Genomic DNA, 18472 nt, shown 5'->3' on the forward strand with positions numbered 1-18472 from the left:
CATTCTGTCTTGAACAAGGAAGGAGCAATGACCGTGACGATCGAAAAGACGGATTTGGAAGTCCAGCTGGAGATATGTAAACGGGCGGTCGATGCTTGGAGGCGTTATGAAGAAAGTAAAGGGCAGCACCCCCCTTCGCAGGTAGAGCGACTTCGACTGGAAGCCGAGTTCTTATTTTCTTCGGCGCATCATTTTTTTAGGGGCAAGGCTGGTATTCCCCCTGACTTGCTAGATCGTGATTTGTCAGAGTGAGTTCACTTGCCCCGCTCTGGCGATTTGGGTTCCCGGCCCAGATGAGGCCGGGATGCATCTATACCAGATCAGTGAATATCACTCTGAGCAGGCTTGGCTAGCAGTTGCTTTTCTTGATGCCAATCAAACGCTTCGCCGTTCTGCTCTGCTTCGTACCGGCGCTCTTCTAGCGTCTGGTAAAGCTCCAGCTCTTCATCCGGCATGAAGTGCAGGCAGTCGCCGGCAAAGAACCACAGCAGGTCGCGCGGCACCAGGTGGGCGATCTGCGGATAGCGCTGGATCACCTGGCAGATCAGGTCCTGGCCCAGGTACTGGCTTTGCAGCGGGTCTTGCGGTAGCAGGGTGAGCAGTTCGTCGAAGCGCTCGAGGAACAGGGCGTGGCTTTCCTCCGGGACCTGTTCGGCTTCACCCAGCGCGGCCAGGATAGTGCGCAGGTGGTGAAGCAGTTGCAGGTGGTATTCCAGGTGGGGGTTGGCCATGGCGGCGCTCCTCGGTGGTTGAAACGGGGGGCGGAGTATACGCCGGTTGGGCGAGGGAGGCACCCGGCGTTGATCGTCAGGGCACTTGTGTTGCTGGTACCGGCCTTATCGCCGGCAAGCCGGCTCCCACAGGTACTGCGCAGGCCTTGAAACCGACGTGACCGGTGTGGGAGCCGGCTCGTCGTGGCGACGAACCGCGGCGAAAGGGCCGCACAGCGGCCCCGTCGTCCTATCAGCGAATCTTGCCTGTCACAGGCTCCAGTTGCGCCTTGTCGAACGCATCCACATCGATCACCACCCGACGTGCCTGCTCGGCTTGATGCAGGCGTTGGCCTTCCTCCGCCTGCAGCACACCTGCTTCGATGGCGGCGTCGATCACCGATTGCCCGGCTGCCGCCTGCACCTTGCCTTCCTTGACCGCCTGATGCAGCGCCTTGTGCAAGGGGGCCGTATCGTCCAGCAGGTCACAGGCCGTCTGCAGCGCGGCCACCGGGTCGCCCTCGACCTGAGGCCTGAAGCAGCCCTCCAGCACGGCTTCCAGCGCCGGGTCGCCTTTGCGCCGGCCGATCAACGCGGCCACCTCGGCATCCAGCTCATCGCTCGGCCCGGTATGCCTGCGGCCAAATGGGAATACCAGCACGCGCAGGGCGCAGCCGATGAAGCGGTTGGGGAAGTTGTCGAGCAGCGCGGCGAGCGCCTTTTCCGCCTGGCCCAGGTTTTCCTCCAGCGCCCAGCGCAACAACGGGCGCAGGTGCTCGGGCGAGCCCAGGTCGTGGTAGCGCTTGAGCGCGGCGCTGGACAGGTACAGGTAGCTGAGCACATCGCCCAGCCGGGCGCTCAGGCGTTCGCGGCGCTTGAGCGCGCCGCCCAGCAGCATCATCGACAGGTCGGCCAGCAGCGCGAAGGCTGCCGCCTGGCGGTTGAGGGCGCGGAAGTAGCCCTGGCTCAGGGCGTCGCCCGGGACCTTCTCGAAATGCCCCAGGCCCAGGCCCAACACAAAGGTGCTGGCGGCATTGCCGGCGGCGAACAGGATGTGCTGCATCAGCAGGTCGTCGAATTCTTTCAGCGCCTGGTCATGGTCCTCGCGCCCGGCCAGGGCCATTTCCCTGAGCACGAACGGGTGGCAGCGGATGGCGCCCTGGCCAAAGATCATCAGGTTGCGCGAGAGGATGTTGGCGCCCTCGACGGTGATGAAGATCGGCGCGCCTTGCCAGCTGCGGCCCAGGTAGTTGTTCGGGCCCATGATGATGCCCTTGCCGCCGTGCACGTCCATGGCGTGCTGGATGCATTCGCGGCCACGCTCGGTGAGGTGGTACTTGAGGATCGCCGACAACACCGAGGGTTTTTCGCCCAGGTCCACGGCCTGGGCGGTGAGCAGGCGGGCGCTGTCCATCAGCCAGGCGTTGCCGCCGATGCGCGCCAGCGACTCCTGGATGCCCTCGAAGGCGGCCAGTGGCACGTTGAACTGTTCGCGCACGCGGGCGTACTGGCCGGTGACCAGGCTGGTGTACTTGGCCGCGCCGGTGCCGACCGCGGGCAGGGAGATGGAGCGGCCCACCGACAGGCAGTTCATCAGCATCATCCAGCCCTTGCCGAGCATTTCCTGGCCGCCGATCAGGCAGTCCAGCGGCACGAACACATCCTTGCCGCTGTTGGGCCCGTTCATGAACGCCGCGCCCAGGGGCAGGTGGCGTTGGCCGATCTCCACGCCCGGCAGGTCGGTGGGGATCAACGCCAGGCTGATGCCCAGCTCGGCCTGCTCACCCAGCAGGTGCTCGGGGTCGTAGGCCTTGAAAGCCAGGCCCAGCAGGGTGGCCACCGGGCCGAGGGTGATGTAGCGCTTCTCCCAGTTCAGGCGCAGGCCGATGACTTCCTCGCCTTGCCACTGGCCTTTGCAGATGACGCCGGTGTCGGGCATGGCGCCGGCGTCGGAGCCGGCCAGGGGGCCTGTGAGGGCGAAGCAGGGGATATCGTCGCCGCGGGCCAGGCGCGGCAGGTAGTGGTTGCGTTGCGCCTCGGTGCCGTAGTGCAGCAGCAGCTCGGCCGGGCCCAGGGAGTTGGGCACCATCACCGTGGAGGCCAGGTCGCCGCTGCGGGTGGCCAGCTTCATCGCCACCTGCGAGTGGGCGTAGGCCGAGAAACCCTTGCCGCCGTATTCCTTGGGGATGATCAGGGCGAAGAAGCCGTGCTGCTTGATGAAATCCCAGGCCTGCGGCGGCAGGTCGAGGTCCTGGCCGACCTGCCAGTCGCTGACCATGGCGCACAGTTGCTCGGTGGGGCCATCGATGAAGGCCTGTTCTTCCTCGCTGAGCTTGGGCGCGGGGTAGTCAAGCAGGGTGTCCCAGTCGGGGCGGCCGCTGAACAGGTGGCCGTCCCACCACACGGTGCCGGCATCGATGGCTTCGCGCTCGGTGGGCGACATCGGCGGCAGGGTGCGCTGGAACCAGCTGAACATCGGCGTGGTGAACAGCTTACGGCGCAGCTCCGGCAGGGCGAAGAAGGCCGCCTTGGCGGCGATCACTACCCAGATCAGCGCCAGCAGCCAGCCTGGCGCGGTGCTGAAGATGCCCATCAGCAGGGTATAGGCGGCGATGGCCACGAGGATCTGCAGGGGCGCCAGGCGCCGGTGCAGGAGATACGCGGCGCCAAGCACCAGGACCAGCAACCACAACAGCAACATGATTCTTCCTCCTTGGAAGCGGGCGTTAGGCCGACCCACAGAGCTTAGACGCGCTGGGGCGGATGGCCTGCTTAGAAGACTGACCGGGTTCTGTAGCGGGAGTTCGGTGGTGTTGATGGATCCCGGGGCCGCAAAGCAGCCCCGGGGATCATTTGCTTCTATTCAACCCCAGCTCCATGTCATCGATCAGCGCCTTGGCCATGGCGCTGAGGATGCGCGCGGAGCTGCCGGCCAGCAGGTCGCCCTCCATTTCCGCCTCGCAGGTCAGGTGGCGAATGCAACCGAGCAGCACCGACAACTCGCTGAAGGCATCCTCGAAGGTCACGCCCGGCTCGACCTTGAACAGGTCCAGGCAGGTGGTGCGGCCTGCGGTATGGCCACGGCTCATGGCTGCACCTGTGGCTTGTGCTCGAGCAGGGCGCAGGCGAGCTGGCCGAGGTAGTCGCTGGCGGTGAACAGGCGGTCCTGGGTTTCGCCGGGCTCGGTCTTGAAGTAGATGTCGAGGACGTCGGACATGGCGGTGGCCACTTCGACGGCGGCGGACATGGCTTCTTCGCGGGTGAGGGTGGGGCGGATGCTGATGAAGGGGCCGAGGCGGGGTGGGTCTGGGACGATTTTTTTCATGGTAGAGAGTCCTATGCGGTCAATGAAAACCGCCATTCAGGTCCTTTCTCACGAGGTCAGGGTGGCGGCCGTGTACGAGGTGAGAAAACCGGGACATAGGACAAACCCGGTCAGACCGAAGTCTGCCCGCACACGGCCACCATGACGAAGCCGCTGGTTGTCATATGTAGTCGGGTTTCTCACGCCCGGTCACCAAATGTGGCGACCCGGTGAAGGTATCCCTGGGGTATTTCCCCGACAACGCGGCGGCTTCCGGCAAGCGCGTAGGATAGTTCCCAAGCTTTGCTGGCTGAAGCATTTGGTTTCAGGTTCGGAAATATCTGACAGATCGCGGGGGCCGCTGGCACCGCCCAACGCTTGGAGTAGACTGTCCCACCTCCCGCATTCATAAGGACGTTGCCATGCTGAAGATCTGGGGCCGCAAGAATTCGAGCAATGTGCGCAAGGCGTTGTGGATCGCCCACGAGCTGGGCCTGGACTTCGAGTCCATCGATGCCGGCGGCGCCTTCGGCGTGGTCAACGAACCGCACTACCGGGCCCTGAACCCCAACGGCCTGGTGCCCATGCTCGAAGACGGCGACCTGGTGCTGTGGGAGTCCAACACCATCGTGCGCTACCTGTGCGCCGAATACGGTGCAGAGCAGGGCTGGTACCTGGACGACCCGCGCCAGCGCGCCCTGGCGGACAAGTGGATGGACTGGGCCACCTCGTCCTTCGCCGGCCCCTTCCGCCCGCTGTTCTGGGGCCTGCTGCGCACCGCAGAGGACCAGCGCGACTGGGTGGCGATCAACGCCGCGCACAAGCAATGCGCCCAATTGCTGGCCATCGCCGACCAGACCCTGGCCCAGCAGCCGTACCTCTCCGGCGCGCAGATCGGCATGGGCGACATCCCCCTGGGCAGCTTCATCTACGCCTGGTTCGAAATGCCGATTGAACGCCCGCCCATGCACCACCTCGAAGCCTGGTATGCGCGCCTCAAGCAACGTCCGGCCTACCAGGCGGCGGTGATGACCGCCCTGACGTGACGCCACTTCGATAGTCACTATCGATACATGTGACTGTACTTGTGCGGCCGGGCCTTGCACCATGGCCGCACTCACTGCGCCAGTGTCTTTACCTGGCGTGTCCCGAACCTTTTTCATCGGTACCTGACCCGCCATGAGTTCCGCCCTGTCCATTCGACAGCTGACCAAGACCTACGGCAACGGCTTCCAGGCCCTCAAGGGCATCGACCTGGACGTTGCCGAAGGCGACTTCTTCGCCTTGCTCGGCCCCAACGGCGCCGGCAAGTCCACCACCATCGGCATTCTCTCGACCCTGGTGAACAAGACCAGCGGCACGGTCAACGTGTTCGGCAACGACCTGGACCGGTCGCCCGCGGCGCTCAAGCGCTGCCTGGGCGTGGTGCCCCAGGAGTTCAACTTCAACCAGTTCGAGAAGACCTTCGACATCGTCGTCACCCAGGCCGGTTACTACGGCATCCCGCCCAAGGTGGCCAAGGAGCGCGCCGAGCAGTACCTCACGCAGCTGGGCCTGTGGGACAAGCGCGACGTGCCTTCGCGCTCGCTGTCCGGCGGCATGAAGCGCCGGCTGATGATCGCCCGGGCGCTGATCCACGAGCCGCGCCTGCTGATCCTCGATGAGCCGACTGCGGGGGTGGACATCGAACTGCGCCGTTCGATGTGGAGCTTCCTCACCGAGCTCAACCAGAAAGGCATCACCATCATCCTCACCACCCACTACCTCGAAGAGGCCGAGCAGCTGTGCCGCAACATCGGCATCATCGACCACGGCACCATCGTCGAGAACACCAGCATGCGCCAGCTGCTGGGCAAGCTGCACGTCGAGACCTTCGTCCTCGACCTCAAGCGCGACCTGCCCGCCGCCCCTGAGCTGCAGGGCTACCCGTGCCGGTTGATCACCCCGCACACGCTGGAGGTGCAGGTGGACAAGGACATCGGCATCACCGCGCTGTTCGGCCAGCTGGCGCTGAAGAACATCGAGGTGCAGAGCCTGCGCAACAAGACCAACCGACTCGAGGAGCTGTTCGTGTCCCTGGTGGAAAAGAACCTGTCGAAGGTGGCCGTATGAGTGTGGAACTGCGCACCAACTGGGTCGCCCTGAACACCATCGTCTACCGCGAAGTGCGGCGCTTCCTGCGCATCTGGCCGCAGACCCTGCTGCCGCCGGCGATCACCATGGTCCTGTACTTCGTGATCTTCGGTAACCTGATCGGCCGGCAGATCGGCGACATGGGCGGCTTCACCTACATGGAGTACATCGTGCCGGGGCTGATCATGATGTCGGTGATCACCAACTCCTATGGCAACGTGGTATCGAGCTTCTTCGGCAGCAAGTTCCAGCGCTCCATCGAGGAGTTGATGGTGTCGCCGGTGTCGCCGCACACCATCCTTGTTGGCTATGTGTTGGGTGGCGTGTTGCGCGGCTTGGCGGTGGGGGTGATCGTGACCTTCCTGTCGCTGTTCTTCACCCATTTGCAGGTGCACCACCTGGGGGTGACAGTCATCGTGGTATTGCTGACCGCGACCATCTTCTCGCTGCTGGGCTTCGTCAACGCGGTGTTCGCCCGCAACTTCGACGATATCTCGATCATCCCGACCTTTGTGCTGACACCGCTGACCTACCTGGGCGGGGTGTTCTACTCGATCAACCTGCTGCCGCCGTTCTGGCAGACCGTGTCGCTGGCAAACCCGGTGTTGCACATGGTCAACTCGTTCCGCTACGGCATCCTAGGGGTGTCGGATATCAGTATTGGCACGGCGATCAGCTTCATGCTGGTGGCCACCGCAGTGCTCTACCTGCTGTGCGTGCGCCTGCTGGTCAGCGGCCGCGGCATGCGTGCGTAGGCACTGGCGCCGGCGCCACTGCCGGCCCACCCACCAGCGCCAGTAGCCCATGGTGGTGAAGTAGGCGAGCACGCCCAGCACCACCCCGCACACTACCGAGCCGAGCAGGAACGGTTGCCAGATCGTCGCCAGCTGCTCGGTGACCCAGTCGACGGTGATCGACTCGGGCAGCGTGCGCGGCGGCACCTGCATCAACCAGGCGCCGGTCATGTAGGTGACGAAGAACACCGGCGGCATGGTCAGCGGGTTGGTCAACCACACCAGGCTCACCGCGATCGGCAGGTTGCCGCGCACGGGAATGGCCAGCGCGGCGGCCAGCAGCATCTGCATGGGGATGGGAATGAGCGCGGCGAACAGGCCGACGCCCATGGCCCGCGCCACCGAATGGCGATTCAGGTGCCAGAGGTTGGGGTCGTGCAGCAGCTTGCCGAAAAAGCGTAAGGACTTGTGTTCGCGGATGCTGGTCGGGTCCGGCATGTAGCGTTTGAACAGACGGCGCGGCATGTGGGCTCCCGGCAGGGTTGAAGGGCGTCAGTATGCCCTGATTGAAACGCAGCCTCGTTCAGAGTTTGTGACAATTGATTAGCAGGGTTTGCCCGCCAATCGGCTAAGCCTCAGGGGTCGTGATCGCTTCTGGAGCTCTATCTCATGCGCACAGGGATGCTGGCGCTGGTGCTCGGGCTGTTGAGCCTGCGCTTGTTACCTGCCTTGCCACCGGTCGGATGGCTGATTCCATTGCTGTTGCTGGCCTTGGCCTGCCTGCGCACGCGGGCCTGGCCGCTGGGCTGGTTTGTGCTGGGTGGCTGCTGGGCCTGCTGGTCGGCGCAGCAGGCGCTGGATGATCGCCTGGCCCCGGCGCTGGATGGCCGCACGCTGTGGCTGGAGGGGCAGGTGGTGGGGCTGCCGACCCGCACGGGGCGCGGTGTGCGGTTCGAGCTGGAGCATCCTGAGTCGCGCCGGGCGCAATTGCCCAGGCGCCTGCAACTGAGCTGGTTCGCCGGGCCTGAATTGCGCGCCGGTGAGCGCTGGCGCCTGGCGGTGAACCTGCGCCAGCCCCACGGGCTGCTCAACCCCCATGGCCCGGATCGCGAAGCGCTGTTGCTGGCCCGGGGTATCGGCGCCACCGGCTCGGTCAAGGCCGGCGAGCAGATCGGGCAGGCTGCGGTGGATTGGCGCGATGCCGTGCGCCAGCGACTGCTGAATGTGGATGCCCACGGCCGCGAGGCGGCGCTGACGGCCCTGGTGCTGGGCGATGGCGCCGGGCTGGCGCGCGAAGACTGGCAGACCCTGCAGGCCACCGGCACTGTGCACCTGTTGGTGATCTCCGGCCAGCATATCGGGCTGTTGGCCGGGCTGGTGTACGGCCTGGTCGCGGGCCTGGCGCGGCTGGGCGCCTGGCCATCGCGCTGGCCGTGGCTGCCCTGGGCCTGTGGCCTGGCCATGGCCGCGGCGTTGGGCTACGGCTGGTTGGCCGGGTTTGGCGTGCCGGTGCAGCGGGCCTGCCTGATGCTGGCGGTGGTGTTGCTCTGGCGCCTGCGCTTCAGGCACCTGGGGGCCGCCTTGCCGCTGCTGTTGGCGTTGTCGGGGGTGTTGCTGATCAATCCATTGGCCAGCCTGCTGCCGGGATTCTGGCTGTCGTTTGCCGCGGTTGGCGTGCTGATGCTGTGCTTCTCTGCCCGGCTCGGCGCCTGGCGACCCTGGCAGGCCTGGAGCCGCGCCCAGTGGGTGATCGCCGTGGGCCTGTTGCCGGTGCTGCTGGCGCTGGGGCTGCCGGTCAGCCTGACGGCGCCGCTGGCCAACCTGCTGGCGGTGCCCTGGATCAGTTTCGCGGTGTTGCCGCTGGCCCTGCTTGGCACGGCAGCGTTGCCGCTGCCTGGGGTGGGGGAGGGGCTGTTGTGGCTGGCGGGGCTTTCGCTGGATGGGCTGTTTCACCTGCTCGCGCAGCTTGCGGGGCAGTGGCCGGCGTGGCTGCCCGAACCGTTGTCGCTGTGGGCCTGGCTGTTGGTCGCGCTGGGCGCGCTGTTGTTGCTGCTGCCTCGGGGCGTGCCGTTGCGCTTGCCGGGTGCGGTGATGCTGGTGGCCTTGTGGGCGCCGCGCGAGCAGGTGCCCCACGGGCAGGTGCAGGTGTGGCAGCTGGATGTCGGCCAGGGCCTGGCGGTGTTGCTGCGTACCCGTCACCACGCATTGTTGTACGACGCCGGGCCTGCCCACGGCGACAGTGACCTGGGCGAGAGCGTGGTGCTGCCCACCTTGCGCAGGCTGGGGGTGAGGCACCTGGACCTGATGCTGGTCAGCCATGGCCACGCCGATCATGCCGGCGGGGCGTCGGCAGTGCGTCGGGGGCTGCCGGTGACGCGGGTGCTGGCGGGGGAGGTTGCCGGGCTTGCGCCTGCCGCGCTGTGCGACAGTGGTGAGCGCTGGCGCTGGGATGGGGTCGATTTCGAGCTGTGGCATTGGCCGCAGGGTGCCTCCAGCAATGACCGCTCCTGCGTGCTGCGGGTAGTGGCCAATGGCGAGCGCCTGCTGCTGGCCGGCGACATGGAGGCCGCGGCGGAGCGGGCTTGGCTGGCGGCCAGCGAGGATCCGCGTGTCGACTGGCTGCAGGCACCGCACCACGGCAGCCGCACGTCGTCCACCGAACCGTTCATCAAGGCGCTGGCACCCCGCGGGGTGATGATTTCGCGGGGGCGCAGCAACGGCTTCGGGCATCCGCATGCGCAGGTGATCGAGCGCTATCGGCGGCATGGGATCAGCATCCATGACACTGCGCTGGCGGGAGCGCTGAGTTTGCGCCTGGGGAGTCAGGGTGCAGCGGTAGGGGGGCGCGCAGAGCGCAGGTTCTGGCGGGAGCGCGAATGACGCCATCGCGGGGCAAGCCCGCTCCCACGGCTGCCATGCGACGGGTGATTCCCTGACCTCCGGCAGATGAGCCCCAGGCGGTCCTATGGTAGAGTGGCGGCCTTTTTCCGAGGGGATGCTTACTGTGTGGGAATTGGTCAAGTCCGGTGGCTGGATGATGCTGCCGATCATCCTGAGCTCCATCGCTGCCATGGCAATCGTCGGCGAGCGCCTGTGGACCTTGCGCGCCAGCCGTGTCACCCCGCCGCACCTGCTGGGCCAGGTATGGATGTGGATCAAGGACAAGCAACTCACCAGTGACAAGCTCAAGGCGCTGCGCGCCGATTCGCCGCTGGGCGAGATCCTCGCCGCGGGCCTGGCCAACTCGCGCCATGGCCGCGAGATCATGAAAGAGTGCATCGAAGAGGCCGCCTCGCGGGTCATCCACGAGCTGGAGCGCTACATCAGCACCCTCGGCACCATCGCCGCCATGGCCCCGCTGCTGGGCCTGCTGGGCACCGTGCTGGGCATGATCGACATCTTCAGCGCCTTCATGGGCTCGCAGATGACCGCCAATGCCGCCGTGCTGGCTGGTGGTATTTCCAAGGCTCTGGTCACTACCGCGGCCGGCCTGATGGTCGGCATTCCGGCGGTGTTCTTCCACCGCTTCCTGCTACGCCGCATCGATGAGCTGGTGGTGGGCATGGAGCAGGAGGCGATCAAGCTGGTCGAGGTGTTGCAGGGCGACCGCGAAGTGGAAGTGGCCGGAGGCAAGGCGTGAAGTTCCGGCGCAATCGCCAGCGCGAGAACGTCGACATCAACCTGGCGTCGTTGATCGACGTGGTGTTCGTGCTGCTGCTGTTCTTCGTGGTCACCACCACTTTCACCCGCGAGACCCAGCTGCATGTCGAGTTGCCTGAAGCAAGCAGTGCCGCGCCCGCGCAGCCCGATGATGGCAAGCTGATCGAAGTCACCATCAGTGCCGACGGCGTGTACTCGGTGAACAACCACCTGCTGCCCAAGAGCGACCTGGCCACCCTGACCGAAGCCATCGAGAAGGAGTCCGGCGGTGACATCACCCTGCCGCTGGCGATCAGCGCCGACGGCAAGACCCCGCACCAGGCTGTGATCACCGCAATGGACGCGGCCGGCAAGCTCGGCTTCAGCAAGTTGCGCATGACCACCGTCGAGGCCGCGCAGGGCAATCCCTGATGGCCTTCGCCGACCGTCTGCTCGCTGCCTGGTATGCCGGGCACCCGGCGCTGGCCCTGCTGCGCCCGCTGGAGGCGCTGTACCGCCGCGTGGTGACGCGCAAACGAGCGCGCTTCCTCAGCGGCACCAGCCCCAGCTACCGCGCCCCGGTGCCCGTGATCGTGGTGGGCAATATCACCGTGGGCGGTACCGGCAAGACACCGATGATCCTCTGGCTGATCGAGCACTGCCGCCGGCAGGGGCTGAAGGTCGGTGTGGTCAGCCGTGGCTACGGCGCCAAGCCGCCGCAGTATCCCTGGCGTGTCGCCGCCGACCAGCTCGCCGAGCAGGCCGGTGACGAGCCTTTGCTGATCGTCCAGCGCACCGGCGTGCCGCTGGTGATCGACCCCGACCGCTCCCGCGCCGTGCAGGCGCTGCTGGCCAGCGACGCGCCGGACCTGATCCTGTGCGACGACGGCATGCAGCACTACCGCCTGGCCCGCGACCTGGAGCTGGTACTGATCGACGCCGCCCGTGGCCTGGGCAACCGTCGCTGCCTGCCGGCCGGCCCGTTGCGCGAGCCCGCCGAGCGCCTGGCCGAGGCCGACGCGGTGCTGTTCAACGGCGCCGAGGCCGACCGTGACGGTGGCTTTGCCTTCCGCCTGCAGCCGTCGGCGCTGATCAACCTGCGCAGCGGCGAGCGCCGCGAGCTCGACCTGTTTCCCGCTGGCCAGGCGCTGCACGCCGTGGCCGGCATCGGTAATCCGCAACGTTTCTTCAACACCCTGCTGGGGCTACACTGGCAGCCGGTGCCGCACCCCTTTGCCGACCATGCGCCGTACAGCCGCGAAGTGCTGTCGTTCAGCCCGCCGCTGCCGTTGGTGATGACCGAGAAGGATGCGGTGAAATGCCGGCCGTTCGCTGCTGACGACTGGTGGTACCTGGCGGTCGACGCCGTTCCATCGCAGGCGTTCGTTGCCTGGTTCGACGCCGAGCTCGATCGCCTGCTGCCTGGCCGTCCCCGGCCCTGAGCCTTTTTCAATTTCCGTTTCAAGGAAGCTCCCATGGACACCAAACTGCTCGATATCCTGGCCTGCCCGATCACCAAGGGCCCGCTCAAGCTCAGCGCCGACAAGACCGAGCTGATCAGCAAGGGCGCGGGCCTGGCCTATCCGATTCGCGATGGCATCCCGGTGATGCTGGAAAGCGAGGCGCGCACCCTGACCGACGACGAGCGCCTGGACAAATGAGCCTGGACTTCACCGTGGTGATCCCCGCCCGGCTGCGCTCCACGCGCCTGCCGGGCAAGCCGCTGCTGGCGATTGCCGGCAAGCCGATGGTCCAGCATGTGTGGGAGCAGGCGCGCAAGAGCGGCGCCAGCCGCGTGGTCATCGCCACCGACGATGCCAGCATCGTCGAGGCCTGCCAGGCGTTCGGCGCCGAAGTGCTGCTGACCCGCGCCGACCACGAGTCGGGCACCGACCGCCTGGCCGAAGTGGCTGCCCAGCTGGGCCTGGCCGCCGATGCCATCGTGGTCAATGTGCAAGGTGACGAGCCGCTGATTCCGCCGGTGATCATCGATCAGGTGGCGGCCAACCTCGCCGCGCACCCCGAGGCCGGCATCGCCACCTTGGCCGAGCCGATCCATGCGCCGGAAACCATCTTCAACCCTAACGCGGTGAAAGTGGTCAGCGACAAGAACGGCCTGGCCCTGACCTTCAGCCGCGCCCCATTGCCATGGGCCCGCGACGCGTTTGCCAAGGACCGTGAGCGCTTGCCCGAAGGCGTGCCGTACCGCCGCCACATCGGCATGTACGCCTACCGCGTGGGATTCCTTCAGGACTTCGTCGCCTGGGGCCCGTGCTGGCTGGAGCAGACCGAGTCGCTGGAGCAGCTGCGTGCCCTGTGGCATGGCGTGCGCATCCATGTTGCCGATGCCATCGAGGCCCCGGCCGTGGGCGTGGACACCCCTGAAGATCTGGAGCGCGTACGGCGCTTGCTGGAGGCCTGATGCGCGTTCTGTTCGTCTGCCTCGGCAATATCTGCCGCTCGCCGACTGCCGAAGGCGTGCTGCGCCATCAGCTCGAGGCCGCAGGGTTGGGTGATGTGGTGCACGTCGCCTCCGCCGGTACCGGCGACTGGCATGTGGGCAAGGCCCCCGACAGCCGTACCTGCAAGGCCGCGCTGGCCCGTGGCTACGACCTGTCGCGTCAGCGCGCCCAGCAGGTCAAGGCGGCGCATTTCGCCGAGTACGACCTGGTTCTGGCCATGGACAAGAGCAACCTGGGCAATTTGCAGGCGTTGCGCCCACACAACGCCAAGGGCGAGCTCGACCTGTTCCTGCGCCGCTATGGCGCGGCCCTGGACGAAGTGCCGGACCCTTACTACGGCGGTGCCGAAGGCTTCGAGCAGGTCCTGGACCTGATCGAGGCGGCGTGCCGTGAGCTGGTCGTGGAAATCAAGGGGCGGTTATGACGGCGCACTGGCAGGAGCGGGTATCGCTCAAGCCCTACAACACTTTCGGTATCGACGTCAGTGCCCGCTACTTCACCCAGGCCCACGACGACGACGAAGCGCGCCAGGCACTGGCCCAGGCCGCCGAGCGGCAGGTGCCGGTGCTGGTCATTGGTGGTGGCAGCAACTTGCTGCTATCCCGCGATGTCGACGCCCTGGTGCTGCACATGGCCAGCCGTGGGCGGCGCCTGCTCAGCGATGACGGTGAGCGCGTGGTGGTCGAAGCCGAGGCCGGCGAGCCCTGGCATCCGTTCGTGCAGTGGAGCCTCGACCAGGGCCTGTGCGGGCTGGAGAACCTCAGCCTGATCCCCGGCACCGTCGGCGCTGCGCCGATGCAGAACGTCGGCGCCTATGGCGTGGAGATCAAGGACGTGTTCGCCGGCTTGACCGCGCTGGACCGCGAGACCGGCGAACTGCGTGACTTCTCGCTGGAGGCGTGCGGTTTCGGTTATCGCGACAGCCTGTTCAAGCGCAATCCGGGCCGCTGGCTGATCCTGCGCGTGCGCTTTGCGCTGAGCCGGTCGTTGCAGGCGCACCTGGACTACGGCCCGGTGCGTCAGCGCCTGGCGGAGCAGGGTATCGAGCAGCCCACCGCGCAGGTGATCAGCGATGCGATCTGCAGTATCCGTCGGGAAAAGCTGCCGGACCCGGCTGCGCTGGGTAACGCCGGGAGCTTCTTCAAGAATCCTGTGGTGCCTGCTGCACTGGCCGAGCATATTCGTGCCGAGCATCCTGGCGTGGTGGCTTATCCGCAGGCCGATGGCCAGGTGAAGCTGGCGGCCGGCTGGTTGATCGAGCAGGCGGGGTGGAAAGGTTATCGCGATGGTGATGCTGGTGTGCACCGTTTGCAGTCGCTGGTGCTGGTGAACTACGGCCAGGCGAGCGGGGCGCAGTTGCATGGGCTGGCTCGGCGGATCCAGGCGGATATCCTTGAGCGCTTTGGGGTCGAGCTGGAGATGGAGCCGAACCTGTACTGATGGGCTGGCCCTATCGCGGGGCAAGCCCGCTCCCACGCCATAATCACATGCCTGCTCAGGCGTAGGATGGTGGCGTAGGAGCGGCCGCACCGCCCGGATCACCAGCAGAGCCGCTACCATCCCGGCAAAGAAAAAGCCCCGCCAGTTCGCACTGGCGGGGCTTTTTCATTCAGCCGAGGCTATCAACCGTGATGAGGCTTGTGCTCATCGGCGGTCTCCAGCGCTTGCGCAGGGGCGGCTTCGGCAGCGGCCTGGGCGGCAGCGGCGGCGGCTGCTTCGGCTTCACGCTTGCGGCGACGCACTTCACGTGGGTCGTTCGGGGCGCGGCCGTTGGCCAGCATCGCCGAAGGCGCTTCGACCGGGGCCGGTGCTTCCACGGGCGCCTGCTCGGCAACGATCGGCGCAGGCTCGGCGGCAGGTGCTTCAGCCACTTCCGGCTGGGCCTCGACCACTGGCTCGACGATCGCTACAGGCTGCTCGGCTACCGGGGCTTCGACCACGGTGGCTTCGACTACCTGCGGCTGCTCGATTTCACCGGCTTCCACGGCAGGGGCTTGCAGCGCCTCGGCGACGACGGCAGGCTGCTCGGCAGGGGCTTCTTCGACCACTGGCTGCGGCGCTACTTCGACCACCGGTTCGATGCTCGGCTCAACGGCGACCACTGGCTCGCTGACCGGTTGCTCGACCACCGGGGCGATGGCGACCTGCTCGGCCACGACCTCGGTGATTTCCACCTGGGTTTCGGCGACAGCGGCGCTGGCGCGCTCGGCCTGCTGGTTGGCTTGGGCTTCGGCATCGGCGCTGATGTTGCTGGTGGCCACGGCGGCGATGACGGCAGTGCCGGCGGCCAGTTCAGCGCCCAGCTCGGTGGCCTGGTGCTGTTGTGGCTGCTGCTCTTCGCCGGCGTCTTCGTCGCCTTCGATCAACTCGCCATTGGCGTTGCGCTGGCGCTCACGACGGTTGCTGCGACGACGCTGGCCACGGGAGCGGCGGCGCGGACGCTCGCCATCGGTGCCTTCCTGTTCGTCCTGCAGCAGTTCGTCGTTCGGCAGTTGCTCTTCGGCGAGCTCGGCGGCCTGTTCGACGGCCTGCGCCTCAGGGCGCAGCTGGCGCTCTTCACGCGGAGCGCGTTCGTCACGTGGCGCACGCTCTTCACGAGGGGCGCGTTCTTCACGCGGTGCACGCTCTTCGCGTGGGGCGCGTTCTTCACGTGGCGCACGCTCTTCACGTGGTGCACGTTCTTCACGCGGCGCGCGCTCTTCGCGAGGGGCACGTTCTTCACGTGGTGCACGCTCTTCACGGGCTACACGTTCCTCACGTGGCGCACGCTCTTCACGTGGGGCGCGTTCTTCGCGGGCGGCCGGGGCCGGTGCGGCATCCAGCGGCTCGCGCAATTCGCGCACGCGCTCTTCGCGGTTGCCACGGCGGTCTTCGCGCGGCTGGCGCTGACGCTCTTCGCGTGGGGCGCGTTCTTCACGCGGTGCACGTTCTTCGCGTGGCTGACGCTCTTCACGCGGGGCGCGCTCGCTGCGTTCTTCACGCGGCTTGCGGTCTTCCTCGCGGCGGCCATTGCGGTTGCGGCTCTGCTGGCGCCCGTTGCGGCGCTCTTCGTTGCGTGGCGAGCGCTCGGTGGCCGGTTTTTCGGTGGTGACGGCCGGTGCGGCGGCAGGCTCTTCCTTGCCGGCGAACAGGCTGACCAGCGACTTGACCAGGCCCTTGAACAGGCTTGGCTCCGGTACGCTCGGCGCAGGCGCCGCGGGTGCGGCTGGCTGTTCTTCGACGGCGGTTGGTACCGGTGCGTTGGCGCGGGCCGGCGCGGTCTTCACCGCGGCTTCCTGGCGTACCAGGGTGCGGGTGGCGGTCGGCAGCGGCGCTTCTTCGGTCTCGGCCGAGGCGATTTCGTAGCTGGACTGGTTGTTCAGCACGTCCGGGTTGTCGTCGCGCAGGCGCTGGACTTCGAAGTGCGGGGTTTCCAGGTGATCGTTCGGCAGGATGATGATGCGCGCGCGAGTACGCAGTTCGATCTTGGTGATCGAGTTGCGTTTCTCGTTGAGCAGGAAGGCGGCCACCGGGATCGGCACCTGGGCGCGCACCTCGGCGGTGCGGTCCTTCAGGGCTTCTTCCTCGATCAGGCGCAGGATCGCCAGCGACAGCGACTCGACGTCACGGATGATGCCGGTGCCCGAGCAGCGTGGGCAGACGATGCCGCTGCTCTCGCCCAGCGATGGGCGCAGGCGCTGGCGGGACATTTCCAGCAGGCCGAAGCGCGAGATGCGGCCGACCTGCACACGGGCGCGGTCGGCTTCGAGGCATTCGCGCACGCGCTCTTCGACGGCGCGCTGGTTCTTCGCCGGGGTCATGTCGATGAAGTCGATGACGATCAGGCCGCCGATGTCACGCAGACGCAGCTGGCGGGCGATTTCCTCGGCCGCTTCCAGGTTGGTCTGCAGGGCGGTTTCCTCGATGTCGCTGCCTTTGGTGGCGCGCGCCGAGTTGATGTCGATGGACACCAGGGCTTCGGTCGGGTCGATCACGATCGAGCCACCGGACGGCAGGTCGACCACGCGCTGGAAGGCGGTCTCGATCTGGCTTTCGATCTGGAAGCGGTTGAACAGCGGCACGCTGTCTTCGTACAGCTTGACCTTGCTGGCGTACTGCGGCATCACCTGGCGGATGAAGGTCAGGGCTTCTTCCTGGGCGTCGATGCTGTCGATCAGTACTTCGCCGATGTCCTGGCGCAGGTAGTCGCGGATGGCGCGGATGATGACGTTGCTTTCCTGGTAGATCAGGAACGGCGCGGTACGGTCCAGCGAGGCTTCCTTGATGGCGGTCCACAGCTGCAGCAGGTAGTCGAGGTCCCACTGCATTTCTTCGCTGCTGCGGCCCAGGCCCGCGGTGCGCACGATCAGGCCCATGTCGCCCGGAACGGTCAGGCCGTTCAGCGCTTCACGCAGCTCGTTGCGCTCTTCGCCTTCGATGCGGCGGGAGATGCCGCCGGCGCGCGGGTTGTTGGGCATCAGCACCAGGTAGCGGCCGGCCAGGCTGATGAAGGTAGTCAGGGCGGCGCCTTTGTTGCCGCGCTCTTCCTTCTCGACCTGGACGATGACTTCCTGGCCTTCGCTCAGGACTTCCTTGATGTTGACCCGGCCTTCAGGGGCTTTCTTGAAGTATTCGCGGGAGATTTCCTTCAGCGGCAGGAAGCCGTGACGTTCGGAGCCGAAGTCGACGAAGGCGGCTTCAAGGCTGGGCTCGATCCGGGTGATCTTGCCTTTGTAGATGTTGGCCTTTTTCTGCTCACGGGCACCGGACTCGATGTCCAGGTCGTAGAGGCGTTGGCCGTCCACCAGGGCTACACGCAACTCTTCGGGTTGGGTTGCGTTAATCAGCATTCTTTTCATGTTGTACCGTCGGTTTCCGGGCTGCCGGAAACGGCGTTCGGCACACACGACTTTTCATGATCGGTGCCAAGGTGCGCAAAGGGTGGCGAACCACCCCCGTGTCTGACGACGTTCGGCACCAGCCGGTTGCCCAGCCTGCCGTTGTCGCGACGACGCGTCCTGTTTTGCGGTGCCAAAAGGCCTGTCGAGCTTTTCGAAGGTTATCCGAATCAATCGAGCGGGCCTGGTGCACTCAGTCAGGAGGAGGAATCAACCGGTCGTCCGTGGATGCCACGAGGGCGTCTGTTCAGGACCTTGCCCGCTCATCGCCCGTTGAGTGGGGCGGTGGGTCGGGTTCGGTGCCACACGGTCCGAAGGCTGTGCATCTCCACCCTGCACGTATCCCTGAAAATTCGGTGCTGCCGCGCGCTGAATCCGCAACGGGTTGCATTTTTCGCCAGCCCGGTACCGGGCTGGCGCCATGACATATCCAAGGCAGGTATTTCCGAAGCATTCGCCCGAATGCGCGGAAACGACGGTGGCGGGCAGAGGTACGGCGAAAAGAAGCGGGTAAGCAGGTGAAACACCGCACTTGTCGTTTTTTTCCGGTCTTCTCTACACAGCGCTGGTGGCGATTCCAGGCATTTAGTTAAACTGGCGAACGCTCCGTAGG

Annotated in this window: 18 protein-coding genes; 12 read left to right on the forward strand and 6 right to left on the reverse strand. The window is 66.2% G+C overall.

Features of this window, described 5'->3' with window-relative positions:
* Positions 1-27: 27 nt before the first annotated feature.
* The gene (locus tag DFS21_RS16930; RefSeq protein ID WP_110698183.1) at positions 28-252 is read left to right on the forward strand and encodes a hypothetical protein; all 225 of its coding nucleotides are present in this window, start codon (positions 28-30) and stop codon (positions 250-252) included.
* Between the two features lie 68 nt (positions 253-320).
* On the opposite strand, the gene DFS21_RS16935 is transcribed toward DFS21_RS16930, so the two are convergent.
* The 4 genes from DFS21_RS16935 to DFS21_RS16950 form a co-directional block, all read right to left on the reverse strand.
* Positions 321-731 carry a PA2817 family protein gene (locus tag DFS21_RS16935; RefSeq protein WP_110698185.1) on the reverse strand — a complete coding sequence of 137 codons (411 nt, stop codon included), beginning with the start codon at positions 729-731 and terminating at the stop codon, positions 321-323.
* Between the two features lie 232 nt (positions 732-963).
* Complete coding sequence (locus tag DFS21_RS16940) at positions 964-3411, reverse strand: acyl-CoA dehydrogenase (RefSeq protein ID WP_111532683.1); 2448 nt, start codon at positions 3409-3411, stop codon at positions 964-966.
* A 148-nt stretch (positions 3412-3559) separates the two neighbouring features.
* On the reverse strand, positions 3560-3799 hold the full coding sequence (locus DFS21_RS16945) for a DUF3077 domain-containing protein (protein ID WP_110698189.1): 240 nt from the start codon (positions 3797-3799) through the stop codon (positions 3560-3562).
* A complete protein-coding gene (locus DFS21_RS16950; protein WP_111532684.1) occupies positions 3796-4035 on the reverse strand; it encodes a hypothetical protein in 240 nt (79 codons plus the stop codon). Before DFS21_RS16950 ends, DFS21_RS16945 begins: the two co-directional genes overlap by 4 nt.
* 401 nt (positions 4036-4436) lie before the next feature.
* Here DFS21_RS16950 and DFS21_RS16955 point away from each other — a divergent pair, with 401 nt between their 5' ends.
* The 3 genes from DFS21_RS16955 to DFS21_RS16965 all read left to right on the forward strand — a co-directional run bounded on the left by DFS21_RS16955 (position 4437) and on the right by DFS21_RS16965 (position 6902).
* Complete coding sequence (locus tag DFS21_RS16955) at positions 4437-5060, forward strand: glutathione S-transferase (RefSeq protein ID WP_111532685.1); 624 nt, start codon at positions 4437-4439, stop codon at positions 5058-5060.
* A 133-nt stretch (positions 5061-5193) separates the two neighbouring features.
* Positions 5194-6126, forward strand: a complete 933-nt coding sequence (locus DFS21_RS16960) for an ABC transporter ATP-binding protein (RefSeq protein WP_110703895.1) — start codon at positions 5194-5196, stop codon at positions 6124-6126.
* Positions 6123-6902: an ABC transporter permease gene (locus DFS21_RS16965; RefSeq protein ID WP_046856545.1), complete on the forward strand. Its 780-nt coding sequence runs from the start codon at positions 6123-6125 to the stop codon at positions 6900-6902. Before DFS21_RS16960 ends, DFS21_RS16965 begins: the two co-directional genes overlap by 4 nt.
* Here DFS21_RS16965 and DFS21_RS16970 read toward each other — a convergent pair.
* Positions 6786-7406: a DUF2062 domain-containing protein gene (locus DFS21_RS16970; protein ID WP_146603145.1), complete on the reverse strand. Its 621-nt coding sequence runs from the start codon at positions 7404-7406 to the stop codon at positions 6786-6788. The genes DFS21_RS16965 and DFS21_RS16970 overlap by 117 nt on opposite strands.
* A 144-nt stretch (positions 7407-7550) precedes the next feature.
* Here DFS21_RS16970 and DFS21_RS16975 point away from each other — a divergent pair, with 144 nt between their 5' ends.
* From DFS21_RS16975 to murB, 8 genes are all read left to right on the forward strand, one after another.
* Positions 7551-9761, forward strand: coding sequence for a DNA internalization-related competence protein ComEC/Rec2 (locus DFS21_RS16975; RefSeq protein ID WP_111532686.1), 2211 nt, complete (start codon positions 7551-7553; stop codon positions 9759-9761).
* Positions 9762-9885: 124 nt separating this feature from the next.
* Positions 9886-10521, forward strand: coding sequence for a MotA/TolQ/ExbB proton channel family protein (locus DFS21_RS16980; protein ID WP_110703965.1), 636 nt, complete (start codon positions 9886-9888; stop codon positions 10519-10521).
* Positions 10518-10952: a biopolymer transporter ExbD gene (locus DFS21_RS16985; protein WP_111532687.1), complete on the forward strand. Its 435-nt coding sequence runs from the start codon at positions 10518-10520 to the stop codon at positions 10950-10952. The genes DFS21_RS16980 and DFS21_RS16985 overlap by 4 nt, the downstream gene beginning before the upstream one ends.
* Complete coding sequence (gene lpxK, locus DFS21_RS16990) at positions 10952-11962, forward strand: tetraacyldisaccharide 4'-kinase (RefSeq protein ID WP_110703899.1); 1011 nt, start codon at positions 10952-10954, stop codon at positions 11960-11962. The genes DFS21_RS16985 and lpxK overlap by 1 nt, the downstream gene beginning before the upstream one ends.
* 33 nt (positions 11963-11995) lie before the next feature.
* Positions 11996-12181, forward strand: coding sequence for a Trm112 family protein (locus tag DFS21_RS16995; protein WP_003247142.1), 186 nt, complete (start codon positions 11996-11998; stop codon positions 12179-12181).
* The gene (gene kdsB, locus DFS21_RS17000; protein ID WP_110703901.1) at positions 12178-12942 is read left to right on the forward strand and encodes a 3-deoxy-manno-octulosonate cytidylyltransferase; all 765 of its coding nucleotides are present in this window, start codon (positions 12178-12180) and stop codon (positions 12940-12942) included. The genes DFS21_RS16995 and kdsB overlap by 4 nt, the downstream gene beginning before the upstream one ends.
* A complete protein-coding gene (locus DFS21_RS17005) occupies positions 12942-13406 on the forward strand; it encodes a low molecular weight protein-tyrosine-phosphatase (RefSeq protein WP_111532688.1) in 465 nt (154 codons plus the stop codon). Before kdsB ends, DFS21_RS17005 begins: the two co-directional genes overlap by 1 nt.
* Positions 13403-14422, forward strand: a complete 1020-nt coding sequence (gene murB, locus DFS21_RS17010; RefSeq protein ID WP_111532689.1) for a UDP-N-acetylmuramate dehydrogenase — start codon at positions 13403-13405, stop codon at positions 14420-14422. The genes DFS21_RS17005 and murB overlap by 4 nt, the downstream gene beginning before the upstream one ends.
* 182 nt (positions 14423-14604) lie before the next feature.
* On the opposite strand, the gene rne is transcribed toward murB, so the two are convergent.
* A complete protein-coding gene (gene rne / locus DFS21_RS17015) occupies positions 14605-17820 on the reverse strand; it encodes a ribonuclease E (RefSeq protein WP_111532690.1) in 3216 nt (1071 codons plus the stop codon).
* Between the last annotated feature and the right edge of the window lie 652 nt (positions 17821-18472).

This window comes from Pseudomonas sp. 2848, from assembly GCF_003253945.1.
In the GTDB taxonomy this organism is placed as follows: Bacteria; Pseudomonadota; Gammaproteobacteria; order Pseudomonadales; family Pseudomonadaceae; genus Aquipseudomonas.

What these genes read in the sequence shown, in the direction of transcription:
- DFS21_RS16940 (WP_111532683.1), bottom strand. Translation starts at nt 3,411, where the DNA reads ATGTTGCTGTTGTGGTTGCTGGTCCTGGTGCTTGGCGCCGCGTATCTC.
- DFS21_RS16975 (WP_111532686.1), top strand. Translation starts at nt 7,551, where the DNA reads ATGCGCACAGGGATGCTGGCGCTGGTGCTCGGGCTGTTGAGCCTGCGC.
- DFS21_RS16950 (WP_111532684.1), bottom strand. Translation starts at nt 4,035, where the DNA reads ATGAAAAAAATCGTCCCAGACCCACCCCGCCTCGGCCCCTTCATCAGC.
- rne (WP_111532690.1), bottom strand. Translation starts at nt 17,820, where the DNA reads ATGAAAAGAATGCTGATTAACGCAACCCAACCCGAAGAGTTGCGTGTA.
- DFS21_RS16945 (WP_110698189.1), bottom strand. Translation starts at nt 3,799, where the DNA reads ATGAGCCGTGGCCATACCGCAGGCCGCACCACCTGCCTGGACCTGTTC.
- kdsB (WP_110703901.1), top strand. Translation starts at nt 12,178, where the DNA reads ATGAGCCTGGACTTCACCGTGGTGATCCCCGCCCGGCTGCGCTCCACG.
- DFS21_RS16995 (WP_003247142.1), top strand. Translation starts at nt 11,996, where the DNA reads ATGGACACCAAACTGCTCGATATCCTGGCCTGCCCGATCACCAAGGGC.
- DFS21_RS16930 (WP_110698183.1), top strand. Translation starts at nt 28, where the DNA reads ATGACCGTGACGATCGAAAAGACGGATTTGGAAGTCCAGCTGGAGATA.
- DFS21_RS16970 (WP_146603145.1), bottom strand. Translation starts at nt 7,406, where the DNA reads ATGCCGCGCCGTCTGTTCAAACGCTACATGCCGGACCCGACCAGCATC.
- DFS21_RS16955 (WP_111532685.1), top strand. Translation starts at nt 4,437, where the DNA reads ATGCTGAAGATCTGGGGCCGCAAGAATTCGAGCAATGTGCGCAAGGCG.
- DFS21_RS16935 (WP_110698185.1), bottom strand. Translation starts at nt 731, where the DNA reads ATGGCCAACCCCCACCTGGAATACCACCTGCAACTGCTTCACCACCTG.
- murB (WP_111532689.1), top strand. Translation starts at nt 13,403, where the DNA reads ATGACGGCGCACTGGCAGGAGCGGGTATCGCTCAAGCCCTACAACACT.
- lpxK (WP_110703899.1), top strand. Translation starts at nt 10,952, where the DNA reads ATGGCCTTCGCCGACCGTCTGCTCGCTGCCTGGTATGCCGGGCACCCG.
- DFS21_RS16960 (WP_110703895.1), top strand. Translation starts at nt 5,194, where the DNA reads ATGAGTTCCGCCCTGTCCATTCGACAGCTGACCAAGACCTACGGCAAC.
- DFS21_RS17005 (WP_111532688.1), top strand. Translation starts at nt 12,942, where the DNA reads ATGCGCGTTCTGTTCGTCTGCCTCGGCAATATCTGCCGCTCGCCGACT.
- DFS21_RS16965 (WP_046856545.1), top strand. Translation starts at nt 6,123, where the DNA reads ATGAGTGTGGAACTGCGCACCAACTGGGTCGCCCTGAACACCATCGTC.